Source organism: Pseudomonas sp. NFX5 (assembly GCF_049132125.1).
GTDB lineage: Bacteria > Pseudomonadota > Gammaproteobacteria > Pseudomonadales > Pseudomonadaceae > Aquipseudomonas > Aquipseudomonas marginalis.
This window is the reverse complement of sequence record NZ_JAFMZG010000030.1, coordinates 193,662-214,675: the sequence shown is the minus strand read 5'-3', so window position 1 is coordinate 214,675 and position 21,014 is coordinate 193,662. Positions and strand designations below refer to the sequence as shown.

The following is a 21,014-nucleotide window of genomic DNA, read 5'->3' as shown; positions in this document are numbered from 1 at the left end:
TTCTGCGGACTAATTCCCTTTACGCGTAGGACCTTTCGATCAAGCGCGTGGCAAGGTGACGCCGCGCTGGCCTTGGTACTTGCCGGCGCGGTCTTTGTAGGACACTTCACAGGCCTCGTCAGACTGCAGGAACAGCATCTGCGCCACGCCTTCGTTAGCGTAGATTTTCGCCGGCAGGGTGGTGGTGTTGGAGAACTCCAGGGTCACGTGGCCTTCCCACTCAGGCTCAAGTGGCGTCACGTTGACGATAATGCCGCAGCGCGCGTAGGTGCTTTTACCCAGGCAGATGGTCAGCACGTCGCGGGGAATCCGGAAGAATTCCACGGTGCGTGCCAGGGCAAAGGAATTCGGCGGGATAATGCACACGTCGCTTTTCACATCGACGAAGCTCTTTTCGTCGAAGTTCTTCGGATCGACGATCGCCGAGTTGATGTTGGTGAACACCTTGAACTCGTCGGCGCAGCGCACATCGTAGCCGTAGCTGGAAACGCCGTACGAGATCACGCGGTCATCGCCTTCACCACGAATCTGGCGCTCGACGAACGGTTCGATCATGCCGTGCTCTTGCGCCATGCGGCGAATCCACTTGTCCGATTTGATGCTCATGGCGGGTGTCCTGAATAGCGAGGTGGAAAAATTCTGTGGGGCATCTTACCGGGGCCGGCGTTGGGGTTCAAAGGGCGTCGGGCTTTTCTTGATGAACGCACCGGCTGTCATAAGGCGCAGCCAGCGGGGCCGGGACCCGCATTGCCGCAACCGGTGTGTGTAAATACCACCGCCAGTCACGAAAATAGAGAAACCTTCGGAAATACCATTGGCACGTTCCGGAAAAAGGGTTAAGGTGGCGCCACTGTGCTGCTTGTGTCACTGAGAATCTCTACACGATATGTTGAATTTCGATCCAACCATCTCCAAGAATTTTTCCTGCTCTTTGCACTCAGTCTCGGCCAGGGCTTTTCCTGAGTCGCAGTTAACTTTGTCCAAGGAGATACACCATGTCTAATCGCCAAACTGGTACCGTTAAGTGGTTCAACGATGAAAAAGGCTTCGGCTTCATCACTCCACAATCCGGTGACGACCTGTTCGTTCACTTCAAAGCTATCCAATCCGACGGCTTCAAAAGCCTGAAAGAAGGCCAACAGGTTTCTTTCATCGCTACCCGCGGTCAGAAAGGCATGCAAGCTGAAGAAGTTCAAGTTATCTAACTTGTACTGACTCAGTCAAAAAGACCCCGCCCTTAAAAGCGGGGTTTTTTTATGCCTGGGATTTGGGCATACATGAATAAAATGTCGTGCGCAAAAAATGTGGGAGGGGGCTTGCCCCCGATGGCGGTGTAGCAGTCGATACTTGCATTGACTGACAGACCACTATCGGGGCAAGCCCCCTCCCACATTCAAGCACTCAAGCGGCGTCGTTATTGAAACAACGACTCGCTCGACAAGCCATTCTTCTCCAGGATCTCGCGCAAGCGCTTGAGCCCTTCCACCTGGATCTGCCGCACCCGCTCACGGGTCAGGCCAATCTCCAGGCCTACGTCCTCCAGCGTACTGCTCTCATGGCCACGCAGGCCGAAGCGGCGAATCACCACCTCACGCTGCTTGTCCGTGAGCTCCGACAGCCACTGGTCAATGCTTTGGGAAAGATCATCATCCTGCAACAGCTCGCAGGGATCCGTAGGACGATCATCCGTCAGGGTGTCCAGCAGGGTTTTATCCGAGTCCGGACCCAGCGAGACGTCGACCGAAGACACACGCTCGTTAAGACCCAGCATGCGCTTGACCTCCCCTACCGGTTTTTCCAGCAGGTTGGCGATTTCTTCGGGCGAGGGTTCATGATCGAGTTTTTGAGTGAGCTCACGTGCCGCCCGCAGGTACACGTTGAGCTCCTTGACCACATGGATCGGCAACCGGATCGTGCGGGTCTGATTCATGATCGCCCGTTCGATGGTCTGGCGAATCCACCAGGTGGCATAGGTCGAGAAGCGGAAGCCCCGCTCAGGATCGAACTTCTCCACCGCCCGGATCAAGCCCAGGTTGCCCTCCTCGATCAGGTCCAACAAGGACAGCCCACGATTGACGTAGCGCCGGGCGATTTTCACCACCAGGCGCAGGTTGCTTTCAATCATGCGCTTGCGCCCAGCCGGATCACCCTTTTGCGACAAGCGCGCAAAATGGACTTCTTCTTCGGGAGTCAGCAGAGGGGAAAAGCCGATTTCATTGAGGTACAGCTGGGTCGCATCGAGCGCCCGGGTGTAATCAATGTATTTGTGTTGCTTTAACGCGGTGGAGTTCTTGGATTTGGTGCGAACTGAAGGTACAGCAGGTCCCTCATTCGACATCGATTCCGTAGCGATGCCGGTCTCCATAAGGAGAACCTCATCGTCGATGTCAAACTCCGGCGCTTCTTTACTGAGAGCCATTGTTATAGTCCTTTGGTGAGTTCGACCTCAAGCTCAAGCGACGCCTTTATCCTTGGCAACGCTGGAGCCTGTTCCTTCTACGTGAGGAACAGGCTGTGCAACATATCAACGACGGGGTAGGAATTGCAGTGGATCTACAGGCTTCCCTTGACGGCGAATCTCAAAGTGCAGTTTCACCCGGTCTGTACCAGTTGATCCCATTTCGGCAATTGTCTGTCCGACTTTGACCTGCTGCCCCTCCCGAACCAACAGCCTACGGTTGTGGCCGTAAGCACTGACGTAGGTATCGCTGTGTTTGATGATGACCAGCTCGCCGTAGCCCCGCAAACCACTCCCGGCGTACACCACCGTCCCATCAGACGCAGCTAAAACAGGCTGTCCCAAATCCCCGGCAATATCAATGCCTTTATTCAAACTGCCGTTTGAAGAGAATTTTCCAATTAACACTCCATTTGAGGGCCATCCCCAACCGGTCGGCGCAGGCCCTGCGGGGGGCAACGGCGCGGGTGCCGGCTTGTTCGCGACACTCGGCGCAGCGGTACCCGCAGGCCGGGTAATGATGGTGGTTTTGCTCGAAGACGACGGCGAAGATCCGGTGTTTGTCACAACTGCCGTAGGGGTAGAACCGGTGCGACCGTCAAAGCGAATCGTCTGACCCGGATGTATCGTGTAGGGCACAGGAATATTGTTACGGGCTGCGAGGGCCTTGTAGTCCCAGCCATAACGGAAGGCAATCGAGAACAAGGTGTCGCCCTTGCGCACGACATACTGCCCGGTGGTCACCGTCGGCTTTTGTGGTGCAGCGTTATTGCGGTCAACCACCCGTGCACCGCTGCTTGGCGAGCTGGAACACCCTACCAGAAGGGAACCAAAGACAAGGCCAAGCACCAGTCGCTGAAAACTTGTTTTACTCATACGCTGCGCAAGACCTGTGAGACTCACCCGCCGCTCCCTTTGTGGTGGCTGAACATGAATGCCTGTATCAGGCTTGAAATATGACGCAAGTATAACTGGGCATTGAAGTTTTACCGTCACGCGACTGAAACGAATCATTCAGCGCGTTGAATCGCCCCGCCCATCATGTTGACTTGATAGACCCCGCCGTAAGACACATCCTCACCAACAGAATTCACTGCCCGCGAAAAATGATCAGGCCAGCGGGCCATTGAGCAACGGCACAAAACGCACGGCGCCGAGTACATGCCGGGAAAAACCATCGTCTTCACGGACAATAAGCATCAATTGTTGCACTTCACCGGAACCCACCGGAATGACCAGCCGCCCTCCCGGGGCCAGTTGATCGAGCAGCGCCTGCGGCACATCCGTGGCCACGGCAGTGACGATAATCCCGTTGTAGGGCGCCAGCGCCGGCCAGCCTTCCCAACCATCGCCCCAGCGGAATACCACGTTGCGCAGGTTCAGCTCCACCAGGCGTTCCTTGGCGCGATCCTGCAGCACCTTGATGCGCTCCACCGAGAACACCCGCTCCACCAGTTGCGACAGCACCGCCGTCTGGTAGCCGGAACCGGTGCCGATCTCCAGCACTTTGTCCAGCGGCCCCGCCGCCAGCAGCAGCTCGCTCATGCGCGCAACCATATAAGGCTGGGAGATGGTCTGGTTATGGCCGATGGGCAATGCCGTGTCTTCGTAGGCACGATGGGCCAAGGCTTCATCGACAAAGAGGTGCCGAGGCGTACGCCGGATCACTTCCAACACCTGGGCGTTGGAAAGCCCCTCTTCGTACAGGCGCTGGATCAAACGCTCACGGGTGCGCTGGGAGGTCATCCCGATGCCCCGGCGCAGCAGGTCGTCTTGTTCACGAGCCATCAGCGCAGCCCCTCCAGCCAGCCATCGAGACTACTGAAGGCATCACTGAAGGTGCGATCAAGTTGCAACGGGGTAATCGACACATAGCCTTGCATCACCGCGTGAAAGTCCGTGCCTGGGCCACCGTCTTCGGCATCGCCCGCTGCCGCGATCCAGTAGCCTTCCTTGCCACGCGGGTCGACGACCTTCAACGGCGCTGCCGCGCGGGCGCGATGGCCCAGGCGCGTAAGCTGGATACCGCGAATGTGGTCGAGGGGCAAATTGGGAATGTTGACGTTGAGCACCGTGCGCGGCGGCAGGTCCAGGGCGCCATGGGCCTCCACCAGCTTGCGCGCGAAATAGGCCGCGGTGGGCAAGTTGTCCAGTTGCCGCGATGCCAACGAAAACGCAAACGAGGTACGGCCGAGGAAGCGTCCTTCAAGCGCCGCCGCCACCGTGCCGGAATACAGCACGTCGTCGCCCAGGTTGGCGCCGAGGTTGATGCCCGACACCACCAGGTCCGGCTCCTGGTCCAACAAACTGTTGATCGCCAGGTGCACGCAGTCGGTGGGGGTGCCGTTCACACTGATAAAGCCATTGGCCAGAACCTGCGGGTGCAGCGGACGGTCGAGCGTCAGCGAACTGCTGGCGCCGCTCTTGTCCTGGTCGGGGGCAACCACCACGCACTCGGCGTAATCCTGCAGCGCAGCATAGAGCGCGGCAAGGCCGGGTGCGGTGGCACCGTCATCGTTTGATATCAGAATACGCATGGGCTGTCCGTCTGCCCCACCGGCACCAGATCAACAAGCTCGCGCACCAAGACAGTGGCGAAGCATCCGGCCGGCAGGACGAATTCCAATTGCAGAATGTCAGGCCCGGGATAATGCCACGTCAACCCGCCAATGGGCAGTCGCAGAATGCGACGTTCCTGGCTCATGCCGGCACTCACCAGCCAATCACGCAGGTCGGCTTCACCGGCGGCGACCTCCTGCTCCAACTCAAACGTGGCGCCTGTCGCCGGAGAATCACCCTCGCCCCACTGCGGGCCGGTGGGGTGCAGGTCCAGGATCGCCAGGCGCGGGTCGCTGCACTCAGCCTCCCCCGCCGGAAAAAAGCTGCGGCTGTCGGTAAACGCCAGCAGATCACCCACTTGCGCGCGCTGCCAGGAACCGTCGGCGACACGTGCCGCCAACACTTTGTTGAAGAGGAAGCTACGCGCGGTGGACAACAACCGCGAACGCACATTGCGCTGCTCCGGGAGGGCCTTGCGCGCCGCCCATTCCCGCGCGTCGACGACATTGCCACCGTTGTGGCCAAAACGCTGGGTGCCGAAATAGTTGGGGATGCCGTGCTGGGCAATCAATTGCAGCCGCGCGTCAATGGCGGCGGTATCACCGGCCAATTGGGTCAGGCGCAAGGTAAAGCCGTTGGCCGAATGCGCGCCGCGCTGCAGCTTGCGCTTGTGGCGGGCGGTTTTCAGGATCCTGAGGGTGTCGTTTTCCGCACCGCTCATGTCCGGATCGGCCTTGCCCGGCAATTGAACGCTGAACCACTGGCGGGTCAACGCCTGACGGTCCTTGAGCCCGGCATAGCTGACAGTGCGCAACGGCACGCCAGCCGCCTTGGCGATACGCCGCGCGGCTTCCTCAGTATTGAGCCCGCGCTTCTCAACCCACAACCACAGGTGCTCGCCTTCGCCGCTGAGCGGAATATCGAGCACTTCGTCGACCTGAAAATCTTCAGCCGTGGCCTTCAGGACCGCGCTGCCCAGGGCCTCGCCATAGGCACGCGGGCCCAGCAGTTGCAGGTCGTTCATGCGCGCAGCAACAAGGCGACGGAGTGCACCGCGATGCCCTCTTCACGACCGGTGAACCCGAGCTTTTCGGTGGTGGTGGCTTTCACGTTGACTTGATCCAATTCAATTTGCAGGTCTGCGGCAATCAGTGCGCGCATGGATTCGATATGCGGGGCCATTTTCGGCGCCTGGGCCACGATGGTGTTATCGACATTGCCGACCTTCCAGCCCTTGGCATGGATCAGGCCGACCACATGGCGCAGCAGGGCACGGCTGTCCGCGCCCTTGAAGGTAGGATCGGTATCCGGAAAGTGCTTGCCGATATCGCCCAGCGCCGCCGCGCCGAGCAAGGCATCGCTCAAGGCATGCAGGACAACGTCGCCGTCGGAATGAGCCAGCAACCCATGGTGGTGTGCAATGCGCACGCCGCCCAGGGTGATGAAATCGCCTTCAGCGAAACGGTGCACATCGTAGCCGTGGCCAATACGCATAAAAAAACGCCCCGATTTAATTCAGGGCGTGATTCTACCTACTTTTGCCTCATATTAACCGAGCAAAGCACGACCATGATGTCGCAAATGATCTTCGATGAAGCTGGCGATAAAGAAGTAGCTGTGGTCGTAGCCAGGCTGCAGGCGCAGTTCCAGCGGATGGCTGGCCGCCTTGGCCGCTTGCTGCAAGGCTTCGGGCTTGAGCTGCACGGCAAGGAAATCGTCGCGGTCGCCCTGGTCCACCAGCAACGGCAGCTTTTCCGAGGCTTCGCCGATCAGCACACAGGCATCCCATTCACGCCATTTGGCGCGCTCTTCACCCAGGTAACGGGAGAAAGCTTTCTGGCCCCACGGGCAATCCATCGGATTGTTAATCGGCGAAAACGCCGACACCGACAGGTAACGCCCGGGGTTGCGCAGGGCACACACCAACGCACCGTGGCCGCCCATGGAGTGGCCGCTGATACCGCGTTTGTACGAAGCCGGGAAATGCGCTTCAACCAATGCCGGCAATTCCTGCACCACGTAGTCATGCATCCGATAGTGCTTGGCCCACGGTTCCTGCGTGGCATTCAGGTAAAACCCTGCGCCCAGGCCGAAATCCCAGGCGTTATCCGGGTCGCCCGGTACACCGGGCCCACGTGGGCTGGTGTCCGGCGCCACGATGATCAACCCCAGTTCCGCCGCCATGCGCTGGGCACCGGCTTTCTGCATGAAGTTCTCATCGGTGCAGGTCAGGCCGGACAGCCAGTACAGCACCGGCAGCTTGCCGCCCTGCTCCGCTTGCGGCGGCAGGTAGACGGCGAAAGTCATGTCGCAGCCGAGCACATCGGAGTGATGTTTGTAGCGTTTATGCCAGCCGCCGAAGCTCTTCTGGCACGACAGGTTTTCCAGACTCATGGCCGACCTCAGAAGTGGATGACGGTACGAATGCTCTTGCCTTCATGCATCAGGTCAAACGCTTTGTTGATGTCTTCCAGGCCCATGGTGTGGGTGATGAAAGTGTCCAGCGGAATCTCGCCGGTCTGGGCCATTTCCACGTAGCTTGGCAACTCGGTACGGCCGCGTACGCCACCGAACGCCGAGCCACGCCAGACGCGACCGGTCACCAGCTGGAACGGGCGGGTGGAGATTTCCTGGCCGGCACCGGCAACGCCGATGATCACCGACTCGCCCCACCCCTTGTGGCAGCACTCGAGCGCGGCACGCATCAGTTGCACGTTGCCGATGCACTCGAAGGAAAAGTCCACGCCGCCGTCAGTCAAATCGACAATCACGTCCTGGATCGGGCGGTCATAATCTTTCGGATTGATGCAGTCGGTAGCGCCCAGTTGCTTGGCGATCTCGAACTTGGCCGGGTTGATGTCAATCGCGATGATACGGCCGGCCTTGGCCTTGACCGCACCGATCACGGCCGACAGGCCGATACCGCCAAGACCGAAGATCGCCACGGTGTCACCCGGCTTGACCTTGGCGGTGTTGATTACCGCACCGATGCCGGTGGTGACGCCACACCCGAGCAGGCAGACCTTCTCCAGCGGCGCTTCTTTGGGAATTTTGGCAACGGAAATTTCCGGCAGCACGGTGTACTCGGAGAACGTCGAGGTGCCCATGTAGTGGAAAATCGGCTGACCCTTGTAGGAAAAACGCGTGGTGCCATCCGGCATCAGGCCTTTGCCTTGGGTGGAACGAATGGCCTGGCACAGGTTGGTCTTACCCGAGAGGCAGAACTTGCACTTGCCGCATTCCGGGGTGTACAGCGGGATCACATGGTCGCCCACCGCCACCGAAGTCACGCCTTCGCCGATGGCTTCGACCACCGCACCGCCTTCATGGCCAAGGATGGAGGGGAAGATGCCTTCCGGGTCAGCGCCGGACAGGGTGTAGGCATCGGTATGGCAAACCCCGGAGGCGACCACACGCAACAGCACTTCGCCCGCCTTGGGCATGGCCACATCGACTTCCACGATCTCGAGGGGTTTCTTGGCTTCAAAGGCAACGGCAGCGCGGGACTTGATCATCCAGGTTTCTCCAGGGCGTTAAAAATGATGGAGAGAGTGTAAAACATGGCTCCATGATTAATAATCCAGGCAAAAGCAAAACTTTATTGCTGTACAGGGATAATCGCTATGCTGGAGAACCGCTGGGAAGGCATCGATGAATTCGTTGCCGTCGCCGAATGCAGCCAATTTACGGCGGCTGCCGAGCGGCTGGGTGTGTCTTCGTCCCACATCAGCCGCCAGGTGGCACGCCTGGAAGAGCGCCTGCAAACGCGGTTGCTGTATCGCAGTACCCGTAAGGTGACCCTGACCGAAGCAGGTCAGACATTTCTGCAACATTGCCAGCGCCTGCAGGACGGCCGCGAAGAAGCCCTGCGCGCCGTGGGCGACCTCACCAGCGAACCGAAAGGCATGTTGCGCATGACCTGCGCGGTGGCCTATGGCGAGCGTTTCATCGTGCCGCTGGTGACGCGGTTCATGGGCCTGTACCCGCAATTGCGGGTGGATATCGAATTGAGCAACCGCCAACTGGATCTGGTGCACGAAGGCCTCGACCTGGCGATTCGCCTGGGGCGCTTGCAGGATTCGCGCATGGTCGCCAGTCGCCTCGCACCTCGGCGTATGTACCTGTGCGCGTCGCCGTCCTACCTGGCGCGGTACGGACGGCCCCATAGCTTGTCGGAATTGAGTCGACATAACTGCCTGATCGGCAGCTCGGATATTTGGCAACTGGCCCAGGACGGGCGCGAATTTTCCCAACGGGTACAGGGAAACTGGCGCTGCAACAGTGGGCAAGCGGTGCTGGATGCGGCGCTGCAAGGGGTGGGGTTATGCCAACTGCCGGACTATTACGTGCTGGAGCATCTGCACAGCGGCGCGCTGGTGTCGTTGCTGGAGGCGCATCAGCCGCCGAATACGGCGGTGTGGGCGCTGTATCCGCAACAACGGCACTTGTCGCCGAAGGTCAGGAAGTTGGTGGATTTCTTGAAAGAGGGCTTGGCCGAGCGGCCGGAGTACAGCGGTTGATTAACGACGATTCGCCCAACGCAGTCGCAGCCACTCCAGGTCTTCCGGCCGGGTCACCTTGATATTGTCCGAGCGCCCTTCGATCAAGCGCGGCGCCTGCCCGGACCACTCCATCGCCGAGGCTTCATCGGTGATCACCGCATCGGCCACCAGGCTGTCAGCCAATGCGCGGTGCAAGGCCCCGAGGCGGAACATCTGCGGCGTATAGGCTTGCCAGATCAAGCTGCGGTCGACGGTTTCCACCACCCGCCCCTGCTTGTCGACACGCTTGAGGGTATCGCGAGCCGGCACCGCCAGCAGGCCGCCCACCGGATCGTCCGCCAATTCGACCAGCAGCTTGTCGAGGTCATCACGGCTCAAATTAGGCCGCGCCGCGTCATGCACCAACACCCAATCGTCATCGCCGGCGCCCAGGGCATTGAGTTGCAGCAGTGCATTGAGCACCGACCCCGAGCGCTCCGAACCACCGTCCGCACGTTGGATACGCGGGTCAGCGGCACACGCCAGGTCGGGCCAATACGGATCTTCAGCAGCAAGACTGACCACCAACCCCTTGAGGCTGGGATGGTCGAGAAAACAGCCAAGGCTGTGTTCGAGAATAGTGCGCCCGCCCAATTGCAAGTATTGCTTGGGACGGTCCGCGGCCATACGGGCACCGACGCCCGCGGCAGGTATCACGGCCCAGAAGGCCGGCAAACGGTAACTCATTGGGCCAACTGGTAGAGGGTCTCGCCCTCCTTGACCATGCCCAACTCATGACGGGCCCGTTCTTCAACGGTCTCGGTACCCTTTTTCAGCTCAAGCACTTCGGCATCGAGGACGCGGTTGCGCTCCAGCAGGCGTTCGTTCTCGGCGTGCTGGTCGGCAATTTGCTGGGTCAGGTCTTTTACCTGCGCAAAGCTGCCATTACCTACCCATAGGCGGTACTGCAGGCCAGCCAGCAACAAGAGCAAGACGAGGAACAACCAATTGGGACTGCGCATCGAATATCGGGTATCCAGTGGAAAAACACGCCATGCAAAACTTTTACAGCAACTGATAGCACGAAGCCTGGAAGAACCAGGCTTGTGCTTGATCGCCATCAGATTAGCGTCGAAACTCGCACCTTCGTGATCTTTCCGACGCAATCCACCGACTTTTTACCACTTACCGATCAGCCGCGAAACTCGCCGCGACCGTTGTACTTGGCTTTGCCGGCCAGTTGCTCTTCGATACGCAGCAATTGGTTGTACTTGGACACACGGTCGGAACGGCACAGGGAGCCGGTCTTGATCTGGCCCGCCGAAGTGCCCACGGCCAGGTCGGCGATGGTCGAGTCTTCGGTTTCGCCGGAGCGGTGCGAGATCACGGCGGTGTAGCCCGCAGCCTTGGCCATCTGGATGGCTTCCAGGGTTTCGGTCAGGGTGCCGATCTGGTTGAACTTGATCAGGATCGAGTTGGCGATCTTTTTGTCGATGCCTTCTTTCAGGATCTTGGTGTTGGTCACGAACAGGTCGTCACCCACCAGCTGGACTTTCTCGCCGATCTTGTCGGTGAGGATCTTCCAGCCATCCCAGTCGGACTCGTCCAGGCCGTCTTCGATCGAGATGATCGGATAGCGCTGGGTCAGGCCCTTCAGGTACTCGGCAAAACCTTCGGAGTTGAACACCTGGCCTTCGCCGGACAGGTTGTATTTGCCATCTTCGTAGAACTCGCTGGCGGCGCAGTCCAGGGCCAGGGTCACGTCGGTGCCCAGTGTGTAGCCGGCGTTGGCCACGGCTTCGGAGATCACTTTCAGTGCATCTTCGTTGGACGCCAGGTTCGGTGCGAAACCACCTTCGTCACCTACGGCAGTGCTCAGGCCACGAGCTTTCAGCACGGCTTTGAGGTGATGGAAAATCTCGGTGCCCATGCGCAGGCCTTCGGAGAAGGTCTTGGCGCCGACCGGCTGCACCATGAATTCCTGGATGTCGACGTTGTTATCGGCATGCTCGCCACCGTTGATGATGTTCATCATCGGAACCGGCATCGAGTAGACACCCGGGGTACCGTTCAGGTTGGCGATGTGGGCGTACAGCGGCAGGTCCTGGTCCTGGGCGGCCGCCTTGGCAGCAGCCAGGGACACGGCGAGGATGGCGTTGGCGCCGAGGCTGCCTTTGTTTTCAGTGCCGTCGAGCTTGATCATCGCGTGGTCCAGGGCTTTCTGGTCCAGCGGGTCCTTGCCCAGCAGCAGGTCACGGATCGGGCCGTTGATGTTGGCTACAGCCTTGAGGACACCCTTGCCCAGGTAACGGCTCTTGTCGCCATCACGCAGTTCCAGCGCTTCGCGCGAACCTGTGGAAGCACCGGACGGCGCGCAGGCGCTGCCGATGATGCCGTTATCGAGAAGCACGTCGGCTTCGACGGTGGGGTTGCCACGGGAGTCGAGAACTTCACGACCTTTGATGTCGACGATTTTTGCCATTGTTGTAAACACTCCAAAGTTGACGAAAACGACGCAGCTGAAGGAAATCTTTTGACCGACCGCAAGGGTGGAACAACGGGGCAGGCTTGCAGGCGACAAGGCTCAGGCCCGTAGGCCTGAGCGTAAAGCATGGGAAAGTCTACCGGAGAATCAACGCTTACGCGGTCTCTACCGTCGGAAAACTCTTGACCAGTTCGTCCAACTGCTTGAGCTGGGCCAGGAATGGCTCCAGCTTGTCCAGGCGCAGGGCGCATGGGCCGTCGCATTTGGCGTTGTCCGGGTCCGGGTGGGCTTCGAGGAACAGGCCCGCCAGGGACTGGCTGATGCCGGCCTTGGCCAGGTCCAGTACCTGGGCACGGCGCCCACCGGCGGAGTCGGCGCGACCACCGGGCATTTGCAGCGCGTGGGTCACGTCGAAGAACACCGGGTATTCGAACTGCTTCATGATGCCGAAACCGAGCATGTCCACCACGAGGTTGTTGTAGCCGAAGCTCGAACCGCGCTCGCAGAGGATCAACTGGTCGTTACCCGCTTCCACGCACTTGTTCAGGATGTGTTTCATCTCCTGGGGCGCGAGGAACTGGGCTTTCTTGATATTGATCACCGCGCCGGTCCTGGCCATCGCGACCACGAGGTCGGTCTGGCGCGACAGGAAGGCCGGCAACTGGATGATGTCGCACACCTCGGCGACCACGGCAGCCTGTTCAGGCTCGTGGACGTCGGTGATGATCGGCACGCCGAAGGCTTGCTTGATGTCCTGGAAGATCCGCATGCCTTCTTCAAGGCCCGGGCCGCGATAGGAGGTCACGGACGAACGGTTGGCCTTGTCGAAGCTGGCCTTGAACACGTAGGGGATACCCAGTTTCTCGGTAACCTTGACGTACTCTTCACAGACCTGCATCGCCATGTCACGGCTTTCCAACACGTTCATGCCGCCGAACAGCACCATGGGCTTGTCGTTGGCAATCTCGATGTCGCCTACGCGAATGATCTTCTGGGCCATCAGGTTTACGCCTTCTTCTGGTGTTGCGTCAGTGCAGCCTTGACGAAACCGCTGAACAACGGGTGACCGTCGCGTGGAGTCGAGGTGAACTCGGGGTGGAACTGGCAAGCGACGAACCATGGATGATCCGGGGCCTCGACCACTTCCACCAGCGCGCCATCACCGGAGCGACCGGAGATTTTCAGGCCAGCCTCTTTGATCTGCGGCAGCAGGTTGTTGTTCACTTCGTAGCGGTGACGGTGACGCTCGACGATCACGTCCTTGCCGTAGCAATCATGAACCAGGGAACCCGGCTCCAGCAGGCAGTCTTGCGCGCCAAGGCGCATGGTGCCGCCCAGGTCGGAGCTTTCGGTACGGGTTTCGACGGCACCGGTGGCGTCTTCCCACTCGGTGATCAGGCCCACGACCGGGTGGCCGCTCTTGCTGTCGAACTCGGTGGAGTTGGCGTCTTTCCAGCCCATCACGTTACGGGCGAACTCGATAACAGCCACTTGCATGCCCAGGCAGATGCCCAGGTACGGCACCTTGTTCTCGCGAGCGTACTGCACGGCAGTGATCTTGCCTTCCACGCCACGCAGGCCGAAACCGCCTGGAACGAGGATCGCATCGACACCTTCGAGCAGCGCGGTGCCCTGGTTCTCGATGTCTTCGGAATCGATGTAGCGCAGGTTGACCTTGGTACGGTTGCTGATGCCCGCGTGGCTCATCGCTTCGATCAGCGACTTGTACGCATCCAGCAGTTCCATGTACTTGCCGACCATGGCGATGGTGACTTCGTGCTCAGGGTTGAGCTTGGCGTCAACCACGGCTTCCCACTCGGACAGGTCCGCGCCGTTGCACTGCAGGCCGAAACGCTCGACCACAAAATCATCCAGGCCTTGCGAATGCAGGATGCCCGGGATCTTGTAGATGGTGTCGGCGTCTTCCAGGGCGATCACCGCACGTTCTTCAACGTTGGTGAACTGCGCGATCTTGCGACGCGAGGAAATGTCGATCGGGTGGTCGGAGCGGCATACCAGTACGTCCGGCTGCAGGCCGATGGAACGCAGTTCCTTGACCGAGTGCTGGGTAGGCTTGGTTTTGGTTTCGCCGGCGGTGGCGATGTACGGCACCAACGTGAGGTGCATCAGCATCGCGCGCTTGGCGCCGACTTCGAAACGCAGCTGGCGGATGGCTTCGAGGAACGGCTGGGATTCGATGTCACCCACGGTGCCACCGATCTCGACCATCGCCACGTCGGCATCGCCTGCACCCTTGATGATGCGGCGCTTGATCTCGTCGGTGATGTGCGGGATCACCTGGATGGTTGCACCCAGGTAGTCACCACGGCGCTCTTTGCGCAGCACGTGCTCGTAGACACGGCCGGTGGTGAAGTTGTTGTTCTGGGTCATGGTCGTGCGGATGAACCGCTCGTAGTGGCCCAGATCCAGGTCGGTCTCGGCGCCGTCGTGTGTGACGAACACTTCACCGTGCTGGAACGGGCTCATGGTGCCCGGGTCGACGTTGATGTACGGGTCCAGCTTGAGCATGGTGACTTTAAGCCCCCGCGCCTCCAGGATGGCCGCCAATGAAGCGGAGGCAATGCCTTTCCCCAATGAAGAAACAACACCGCCCGTGACGAATATGTAGCGCGTCATGAAAAACCCTAGAAGTCTGCGTTAAAGCGGTCCGAGCCGCCGGGGAAAGCGAAGAGAGGCCGAAGCCCCCGATCACCTGCATTAATCACAGTGCACCTTTCAAAAAAACCGCCGCGTTGTGACAGACCAGCAGTGAAACTGCCGGTACGTTGATCGCTACACATTTTTTGGAATCGCCCAGCAAAGACTGCTTGGTAATCGGCAACTGCTGCGATTCAGGCGAATCCACAGAAGTTGTATCAAGAAGGGAGCGTAGTCTACCGGAAAGGCGCTATCAGCTCAAACCTTGATCGCAGGTCTCTGGCATCCAATGTAATTGCCAAGCTTCACTCGGTGCGGCCCAGAGTCCTGTGAGGAGGGGCACGCCGAGCAATTGCTCGCCCCGATACAGCAGCGGCAATCTGCCACGGATGAAGCCCGGCACCCCCTGTTCATTAAGCAGGCGCTTCAAGTCACGCCGGCCTCGGCCAGGTAATTCAAGCATTTCGCCGCCCTGGCGATAACGCACCTCCAGCGGGCCTTCGGGCACCTTGCCGCTCATTTCCAGCAGGCCATTGCCGGGTAACTCTAGTGGCTTTTGCGGATCAGGCCAGCTCACCGATGCGTGGGAAAACTCCGACCAGCCGCGAGGCAACCACCAGATGCGTGCGCCGCAACGGTGCAACTCCCCATCAGCCAGACGCCATAAGGGCTGCGCGTCGCCCTTGGCGTCGCGCAGGGAATACCAGCCGGCCCAATGGTCGCTGTCGGGTAAACGGGTCAGCGGCGCCAGCCAATGGCGCAGGACATTGCGCTGGCGGGCATCGGAAAGTTCGCGCAGTGGACCAAGGTCCAATGATGGCAACACCAACCAAGGAAACCGCGAAGGTTGATCGGCGGCTTGCAGGTCCATGCAGGCCAGTTCACCCAGCAGCGCCTGGGCTTCACCGAGGTGGTCGGCAGTCCGGGCCAGACTGGAGACAGCTTGGGGCCAACGCGCCGTCAGCGTCGGGATCACGCGGTGACGCAGGTAATTACGGGAGAAACGTGGATCGGTGTTGGAAGGATCTTCAATCCACGTGAGTTGATGCTCATCGGCGTAGGCTTCCAGCTCGGCGCGCGAGACCTCCAGCAACGGCCGCACCAGGAAACCACCTGCCAACGGACGATGCGCAGGCATTGCGGCGAGCCCTCGCACCCCGGCACCGCGCAGCAGGCGGAATAGCAGGGTTTCGGCTTGATCATCGCGATGCTGGCCGGTGAGTAACACTTCCCCTGCCCCGATCACCTCGGTAAACGCCCGGTAACGTGCATCACGCGCTGCACGCTCAAGACTGGCGCCGGGCTGCACGTGCACGCGCATGACCCGCAAGGGGACGCCCAGGCTGTCGCACACCGACTGGCAATGGCTCGGCCAGGTGTCGGCGGCGGCTTGCAGGCCATGATGGACATGGACAGCGCTTAGAGGCGGAAGGGCTTCGGCGTTGGCCAGGAGATGCAGCAGGACAGTGGAATCAAGACCACCGGAGAAGGCGATATGCCAAGCCGGGGCGTTGCGCCAGGGGGCCAGGGCGTGCAGGAGTTTGGCGGATAAAGTCGGTTTCATCACAGGTTACCGCCGCAAATCTGGAATACCCAAGCCAAGCATACACAAAGCAAATGTGGGAGGGTGCTTGCCCCCGATAGCGGAGCGTCAGCCAGTGAATACAGTGACTGACACTCAGCAATCGGGGGCAAGCCCCCTCCCACATTAGTACCGCTGCGGCCTTAGAGGCCGTAGCTCATCAGGCGCTCGTAACGACGGGCCAGCAGCGCTTCGTTATCCAGCTTCTTGAGCATCGCCAGTTGCGAACCCAACTCGGCACGGATAGTCGCGGCGGCGGCGGCCGGGTCGCGGTGGGCGCCGCCCAATGGCTCGGCGATCACTTTGTCGACGATACCCAAGCCTTTGAGGCGATCGGCGGTGATGCCCATGGCTTCAGCAGCGTCCGGCGCCTTTTCTGCGGTTTTCCACAGGATCGAGGCGCAACCTTCCGGCGAGATCACCGCATAGGTCGAATATTGCAGCATGTTCAACTGGTCGCAGACGCCAATCGCCAGTGCACCGCCAGAACCACCTTCACCAATCACGGTGGCGATGATCGGGGTTTTCAGGCGGGCCATCACTCGCAGGTTCCAGGCAATCGCTTCGCTCTGGTTGCGCTCTTCGGCGTCGATACCCGGGTAAGCACCCGGGGTGTCGATAAAGGTCAGGATCGGCATCTTGAAGCGCTCGGCCATTTCCATCAGGCGGCACGCCTTGCGGTAGCCTTCCGGACGCGGCATGCCGAAGTTGCGGCGTACTTTCTCGCGCACTTCACGGCCTTTCTGGTGACCGATGACCATGACCGGCTGGTCGTCCAGGCGAGCGATACCGCCCACGATGGCCGCGTCGTCGGAAAAATGGCGGTCGCCGTGCAGCTCGTCGAACTCGGTGAAGATGTGCTGAATGTAGTCCAGGGTATACGGACGGCGCGGGTGGCGGGCCAGGCGCGCGATCTGCCAGCTGGTCAGCTTGCCGAAGATGTCTTCGGTGAGCGTGCTGCTCTTGTCTTGCAGGCGAGCGATCTCATCGCCGATATTCAGCGAATTGTCATTGCCGACCAGGCGCAGCTCTTCGATCTTGGCTTGCAGGTCAGCGATCGGCTGTTCGAAATCAAGAAAATTCGGGTTCATAAGCGTCCGTCTTGGGTCGACGGCCAAGGGTTGCCTGGCCAGCCGGTTGTCTATTCGCGCCCTACCTTAAGGGAGAGGCGCGTTTAGGTCGAGATTAAATGTTCAGCCGAGGTCAGGCGTCCTGACCGTCAACGGTATTGGAGGAAGACGTTGTCACGACCGAACTGGTCACGCAAAGCTTGAATCAAGCCGTCAGCGGGATCAATTCGCCAGGTCTCGCCAAACTGCAACATGGCCTTGGCGTCGTTGCCGGTGTACTCCATGGTCACCGGGCAGGCACCACGATGGCGCTTGAGCAGGTCACCCAACCAGCGTAGCTGATCGCCCTTGAGGGCTTCGGTCTTCACCTTCAGGCGCAGGCTTTCGGCCAGGTTGGTGCGCGCGTCCTCCATGCTCATCACCCGCTTGATCCGCAGGCGCAAGCCGCCGGAGAAGTCATCGTTGCTGACCTCCCCTTCCACCACCACCATGGCGTCGGTCTGCAGCAGCGACTGCGCGGAATGAAAGGCGTCGGCAAACAGCGACGCCTCGATCCGCCCCGAGCGGTCGTCGAGGGTGATAAAGCCCATCTTGTCGCCCTTTTTGTTTTTCATCACTCGCAGGGCGATGATCATGCCGGCGACGGTCTGGGTATCACGCGCCGGCTTCAGGTCGATAATACGTTGACGGGCAAAACGGCGGATTTCGCCTTCATATTCGTCAATCGGGTGACCGGTGAGGTACAGGCCCAAGGTGTCTTTTTCACCCTTGAGGCGCTCCTTGAGGGTCAGGTCCTTGGCCTTGCGGTGGTTGGCATACACATCCGCATCTTCTTCGACGAACAACCCGCCAAACAGGTCGGCGTGGCCGCTGTCGTGGGTGCGGGCGGTCTGTTCGGCGGCCTTGATCGCTTCTTCCATGGCGGTGAGCAGCACCGCGCGGTTGCGGTCGATATTCGCCTGGTACGCCTTCGGCTCATCATGGAAATACGGGCCGAGACGGTCGAGTGCGCCGCTGCGGATAAGACCATCGAGGGTACGTTTGTTGATGCGCTTGAGGTCAACCCGTGCGCAGAAGTCGAACAGATCCTTGAACGGTCCGTCCTGGCGCGCTTCGGTGATGGCTTCCACCGGGCCTTCGCCCACGCCCTTGATAGCGCCCAGGCCATAGATGATGCGGCCTTCGTCGTTCACCGTGAACTTGAACTCCGAGGCGTTCACGTCCGGCGCGTCGAGGCGCAGCTTCATGGTGCGCACTTCCTCGATCAAGGTCACGACCTTGTCGGTGTTGTGCATATCCGCCGAAAGTACCGCAGCCATGAACGGCGCCGGGTAGTGGGCTTTCAGCCAGGCGGTCTGGTACGACACCAGGCCGTAGGCGGCGGAGTGGGATTTGTTGAAGCCGTAACCGGCGAATTTTTCCACCAGGTCGAAAATGTTACCGGCCAGGTCGGCATCGATATTGTTGGTGGCGCAACCCTCAATGAAACCGCCGCGTTGCTTGGCCATTTCCTCGGGCTTTTTCTTACCCATCGCACGCCGCAGCATGTCCGCGCCACCGAGGGTGTAGCCGGCCATCACCTGGGCGATCTGCATCACCTGTTCCTGGTACAGGATGATGCCGTAGGTCGGCGCCAATACCGGCTTGAGGCCTTCGTACTGGTAGTCGGAGTGCGGGTACGCCAGCTCGGCACGACCGTGCTTACGGTTGATGAAGTCATCCACCATGCCCGATTGCAGCGGGCCCGGACGGAACAGGGCCACCAGTGCGATCAAGTCTTCCAGGCAGTCGGGCTTGAGCTTTTTGATCAGCTCTTTCATGCCGCGGGATTCAAGCTGGAACACCGCCGTGGTTTCGGCTTTTTGCAGCAAGGTGTAGGTGGGCTTGTCGTCCAGCGGGATGAAGGCGATATCCAGCGGTTCTTCGTTGACCTTGGCGCGGTCGCGGTTGATGGTCTTGAGTGCCCAGTCGATGATCGTCAGGGTGCGCAGGCCGAGGAAGTCGAACTTCACCAGGCCGGCCGCCTCCACATCGTCCTTGTCGAACTGGGTGACCAGGCCGCCGCCCTCTTCATCGCAATAGATAGGCGAAAAGTCAGTCAGCTTGGTCGGCGCAATGACCACACCACCGGCGTGCTTACCGACGTTACGCACCACGCCCTCGAGCTTGCGCGCCATCTCCCAGATTTCGGCGGCCTCTTCATCGACCTTGATGAAGTCGCGCAGGATCTCTTCCTGCTCGTAGGCTTTTTCCAGGGTCATGCCGACTTCGAACGGGATCATCTTCGACAGGCGGTCCGCCAGGCCGTAGGACTTACCCTGCACCCGCGCTACGTCACGGATAACCGCCTTGGCCGCCATGGAACCGAAGGTGATGATCTGGCTCACGGCGTTGCGACCGTATTTCTCGGCCACGTATTCGATCACACGGTCGCGACCGTCCATACAGAAGTCGACGTCGAAGTCGGGCATGGACACCCGTTCCGGGTTCAGGAACCGTTCGAACAGCAGGTCATATTCCAGCGGATCAAGGTCGGTGATCTTCTGTACATAGGCGACCAGCGAGCCGGCACCCGAGCCCCGGCCCGGGCCTACCGGCACGCCGTTGCTCTTGGCCCACTGGATAAAGTCCATCACGATCAGGAAGTAACCGGGGAACCCCATCTGGATGATGATATCCAGCTCGAAATTCAGCCGATCGACATAAACCTGGCGCTTGGCCTCGTAATCTTCGGTGGTGTCCCTCGGCAGCAGGACGGAGAGCCGCTCCTCCAGACCATCAAACGACACCTTGCGGAAATACTCGTCGATGGTCATGCCATCGGGAATCGGGAAGTTGGGCAAAAAGTGCTTGCCCAGCTTCACTTCGATATTGCAGCGCTTGGCGATCTCGACGGAGTTTTCCAGGGCCTCGGGCAGGTCGCTGAACAGCTCGGCCATCTCCTCCGCGCTCTTGAGGTACTGCTCTTCGCTGTAGTTCTTGGAACGACGCGGGTCATCCAGGGCCCGGCCTTCACCGATGCACACGCGGGTTTCGTGGGCCTCGAAATCTTCCTTCTTGATAAAGCGCACATCGTTGGTCGCCACCAAGGGCGCGCCCAGCTTGTCGGCCAGGGCTACGGCGGCGTGCAGATGCTCTTCATCGTTGGGGCGGTTGGTGCGCTGGACTTCCAGGTAGAAACGGTCGGGGAAGACCTGCATCCACTCCCTTGCCAGCACTTCGGCTTCATGGGGATTGCCGCCCAGCAGTGCGATACCGATCTCGCCCTCCTTGGCGGCCGACAGCATGATCAGGCCTTCGCTGGCCTCGGCGACCCATTCGCGCTCGATGATGATCGAACCGTTGCGCTGGCCGTCGATAAAGCCACGGGAAATCAATTCGGTGAGGTTGCGATAACCCACGCCATTCATCGCCAGCAGGCTGATGCGGCTCAGGGGGTTATCCGGGTCTTTGTTGGACAGCCACAGGTCGGCGCCGCAGATCGGCTTGATGCCGGCGCCCATGGCGTTCTTGTAGAACTTGACCAGGGAGCACATGTTGTTCTGATCGGTAACCGCGACCGCAGGCATGTTCATGCCCACCAGGGTCTTGACCAGCGGTTTGATCCGTACAAGGCCGTCGACCAGGGAGTATTCAGTGTGCAGGCGCAGGTGAACGAATGAAGCCGGCATAGTGATCCTGTCCAGAAACTTAGAAACAACAAGGCCCGGGATTGTACCGG

The 21,014-nt window shown here is 60.0% G+C and carries 19 protein-coding genes; 2 read left to right on the top strand and 17 right to left on the bottom strand.

The features are described from left to right. Nucleotides 1-39 precede the first annotated feature (39 nt). Nucleotides 40-606: a dCTP deaminase gene (dcd, locus tag J1N02_RS20445; RefSeq protein ID WP_003172320.1), complete on the bottom strand. Its 567-nt coding sequence runs from the start codon at nt 604-606 to the stop codon at nt 40-42. Between the two features lie 389 nt (nt 607-995). On the opposite strand from dcd, the gene J1N02_RS20440 reads away from it, so the two are divergent. After that, nucleotides 996-1,205: a cold-shock protein gene (locus tag J1N02_RS20440; protein WP_002554837.1), complete on the top strand. Its 210-nt coding sequence runs from the start codon at nt 996-998 to the stop codon at nt 1,203-1,205. A 209-nt stretch (nt 1,206-1,414) separates the two neighbouring features. Here J1N02_RS20440 and rpoS read toward each other — a convergent pair whose 3' ends face one another. The 8 genes from rpoS to J1N02_RS20400 all read right to left on the bottom strand — a co-directional run bounded on the left by rpoS (nt 1,415) and on the right by J1N02_RS20400 (nt 8,532). Next, complete coding sequence (gene rpoS, locus J1N02_RS20435; protein ID WP_025855149.1) at nt 1,415-2,419, bottom strand: RNA polymerase sigma factor RpoS; 1,005 nt, start codon at nt 2,417-2,419, stop codon at nt 1,415-1,417. A 105-nt stretch (nt 2,420-2,524) separates the two neighbouring features. Continuing rightward, nucleotides 2,525-3,361: a peptidoglycan DD-metalloendopeptidase family protein gene (locus tag J1N02_RS20430; RefSeq protein WP_027604458.1), complete on the bottom strand. Its 837-nt coding sequence runs from the start codon at nt 3,359-3,361 to the stop codon at nt 2,525-2,527. 207 nt (nt 3,362-3,568) lie between these two features. Then, nucleotides 3,569-4,204: a protein-L-isoaspartate(D-aspartate) O-methyltransferase gene (locus tag J1N02_RS20425; protein WP_169899534.1), complete on the bottom strand. Its 636-nt coding sequence runs from the start codon at nt 4,202-4,204 to the stop codon at nt 3,569-3,571. 41 nt (nt 4,205-4,245) lie between these two features. Continuing rightward, complete coding sequence (surE, locus tag J1N02_RS20420) at nt 4,246-4,995, bottom strand: 5'/3'-nucleotidase SurE (protein ID WP_027604459.1); 750 nt, start codon at nt 4,993-4,995, stop codon at nt 4,246-4,248. Beyond that, nucleotides 4,983-6,041, bottom strand: coding sequence for a tRNA pseudouridine(13) synthase TruD (truD, locus tag J1N02_RS20415; protein ID WP_421147667.1), 1,059 nt, complete (start codon nt 6,039-6,041; stop codon nt 4,983-4,985). Before truD ends, surE begins: the two co-directional genes overlap by 13 nt. After that, nucleotides 6,038-6,511: a 2-C-methyl-D-erythritol 2,4-cyclodiphosphate synthase gene (gene ispF, locus J1N02_RS20410; RefSeq protein ID WP_092487654.1), complete on the bottom strand. Its 474-nt coding sequence runs from the start codon at nt 6,509-6,511 to the stop codon at nt 6,038-6,040. Before ispF ends, truD begins: the two co-directional genes overlap by 4 nt. Before the next feature lie 54 nt (nt 6,512-6,565). Further along, entirely contained in the window at nt 6,566-7,411 is an 846-nt protein-coding gene (gene fghA, locus J1N02_RS20405; protein ID WP_027604461.1) for an S-formylglutathione hydrolase, read from the bottom strand. Nucleotides 7,412-7,419: 8 nt separating this feature from the next. Then, the gene (locus J1N02_RS20400) at nt 7,420-8,532 is read right to left on the bottom strand and encodes an S-(hydroxymethyl)glutathione dehydrogenase/class III alcohol dehydrogenase (RefSeq protein WP_017137160.1); all 1,113 of its coding nucleotides are present in this window, start codon (nt 8,530-8,532) and stop codon (nt 7,420-7,422) included. 108 nt (nt 8,533-8,640) lie between these two features. Here J1N02_RS20400 and J1N02_RS20395 point away from each other — a divergent pair, with 108 nt between their 5' ends. Then, complete coding sequence (locus J1N02_RS20395; RefSeq protein ID WP_027604462.1) at nt 8,641-9,537, top strand: LysR substrate-binding domain-containing protein; 897 nt, start codon at nt 8,641-8,643, stop codon at nt 9,535-9,537. On the opposite strand, the gene ispD is transcribed toward J1N02_RS20395, so the two are convergent. From ispD to dnaE, 8 genes are all read right to left on the bottom strand, one after another. Then, nucleotides 9,538-10,245 carry a 2-C-methyl-D-erythritol 4-phosphate cytidylyltransferase gene (ispD, locus tag J1N02_RS20390; RefSeq protein ID WP_027604463.1) on the bottom strand — a complete coding sequence of 236 codons (708 nt, stop codon included), beginning with the start codon at nt 10,243-10,245 and terminating at the stop codon, nt 9,538-9,540. Beyond that, nucleotides 10,242-10,520, bottom strand: coding sequence for a cell division protein FtsB (ftsB, locus tag J1N02_RS20385; RefSeq protein ID WP_003172294.1), 279 nt, complete (start codon nt 10,518-10,520; stop codon nt 10,242-10,244). Before ftsB ends, ispD begins: the two co-directional genes overlap by 4 nt. A 170-nt stretch (nt 10,521-10,690) precedes the next feature. Beyond that, nucleotides 10,691-11,980 (bottom strand): phosphopyruvate hydratase, encoded by a 1,290-nt coding sequence (gene eno / locus J1N02_RS20380; RefSeq protein ID WP_053137218.1) that lies wholly within the window; start codon nt 11,978-11,980, stop codon nt 10,691-10,693. A 157-nt stretch (nt 11,981-12,137) separates the two neighbouring features. Then, nucleotides 12,138-12,983 carry a 3-deoxy-8-phosphooctulonate synthase gene (gene kdsA / locus J1N02_RS20375; RefSeq protein WP_027604465.1) on the bottom strand — a complete coding sequence of 282 codons (846 nt, stop codon included), beginning with the start codon at nt 12,981-12,983 and terminating at the stop codon, nt 12,138-12,140. A 5-nt stretch (nt 12,984-12,988) separates the two neighbouring features. Continuing rightward, nucleotides 12,989-14,620 carry a CTP synthase gene (locus J1N02_RS20370; protein WP_053137224.1) on the bottom strand — a complete coding sequence of 544 codons (1,632 nt, stop codon included), beginning with the start codon at nt 14,618-14,620 and terminating at the stop codon, nt 12,989-12,991. 274 nt (nt 14,621-14,894) lie between these two features. Then, complete coding sequence (tilS, locus tag J1N02_RS20365) at nt 14,895-16,205, bottom strand: tRNA lysidine(34) synthetase TilS (RefSeq protein ID WP_421147666.1); 1,311 nt, start codon at nt 16,203-16,205, stop codon at nt 14,895-14,897. 161 nt (nt 16,206-16,366) lie between these two features. After that, a complete protein-coding gene (locus J1N02_RS20360; RefSeq protein ID WP_016976871.1) occupies nt 16,367-17,314 on the bottom strand; it encodes an acetyl-CoA carboxylase carboxyltransferase subunit alpha in 948 nt (315 codons plus the stop codon). Between the two features lie 128 nt (nt 17,315-17,442). After that, entirely contained in the window at nt 17,443-20,964 is a 3,522-nt protein-coding gene (gene dnaE, locus J1N02_RS20355) for a DNA polymerase III subunit alpha (protein WP_027604469.1), read from the bottom strand. Nucleotides 20,965-21,014 lie beyond the last annotated feature (50 nt).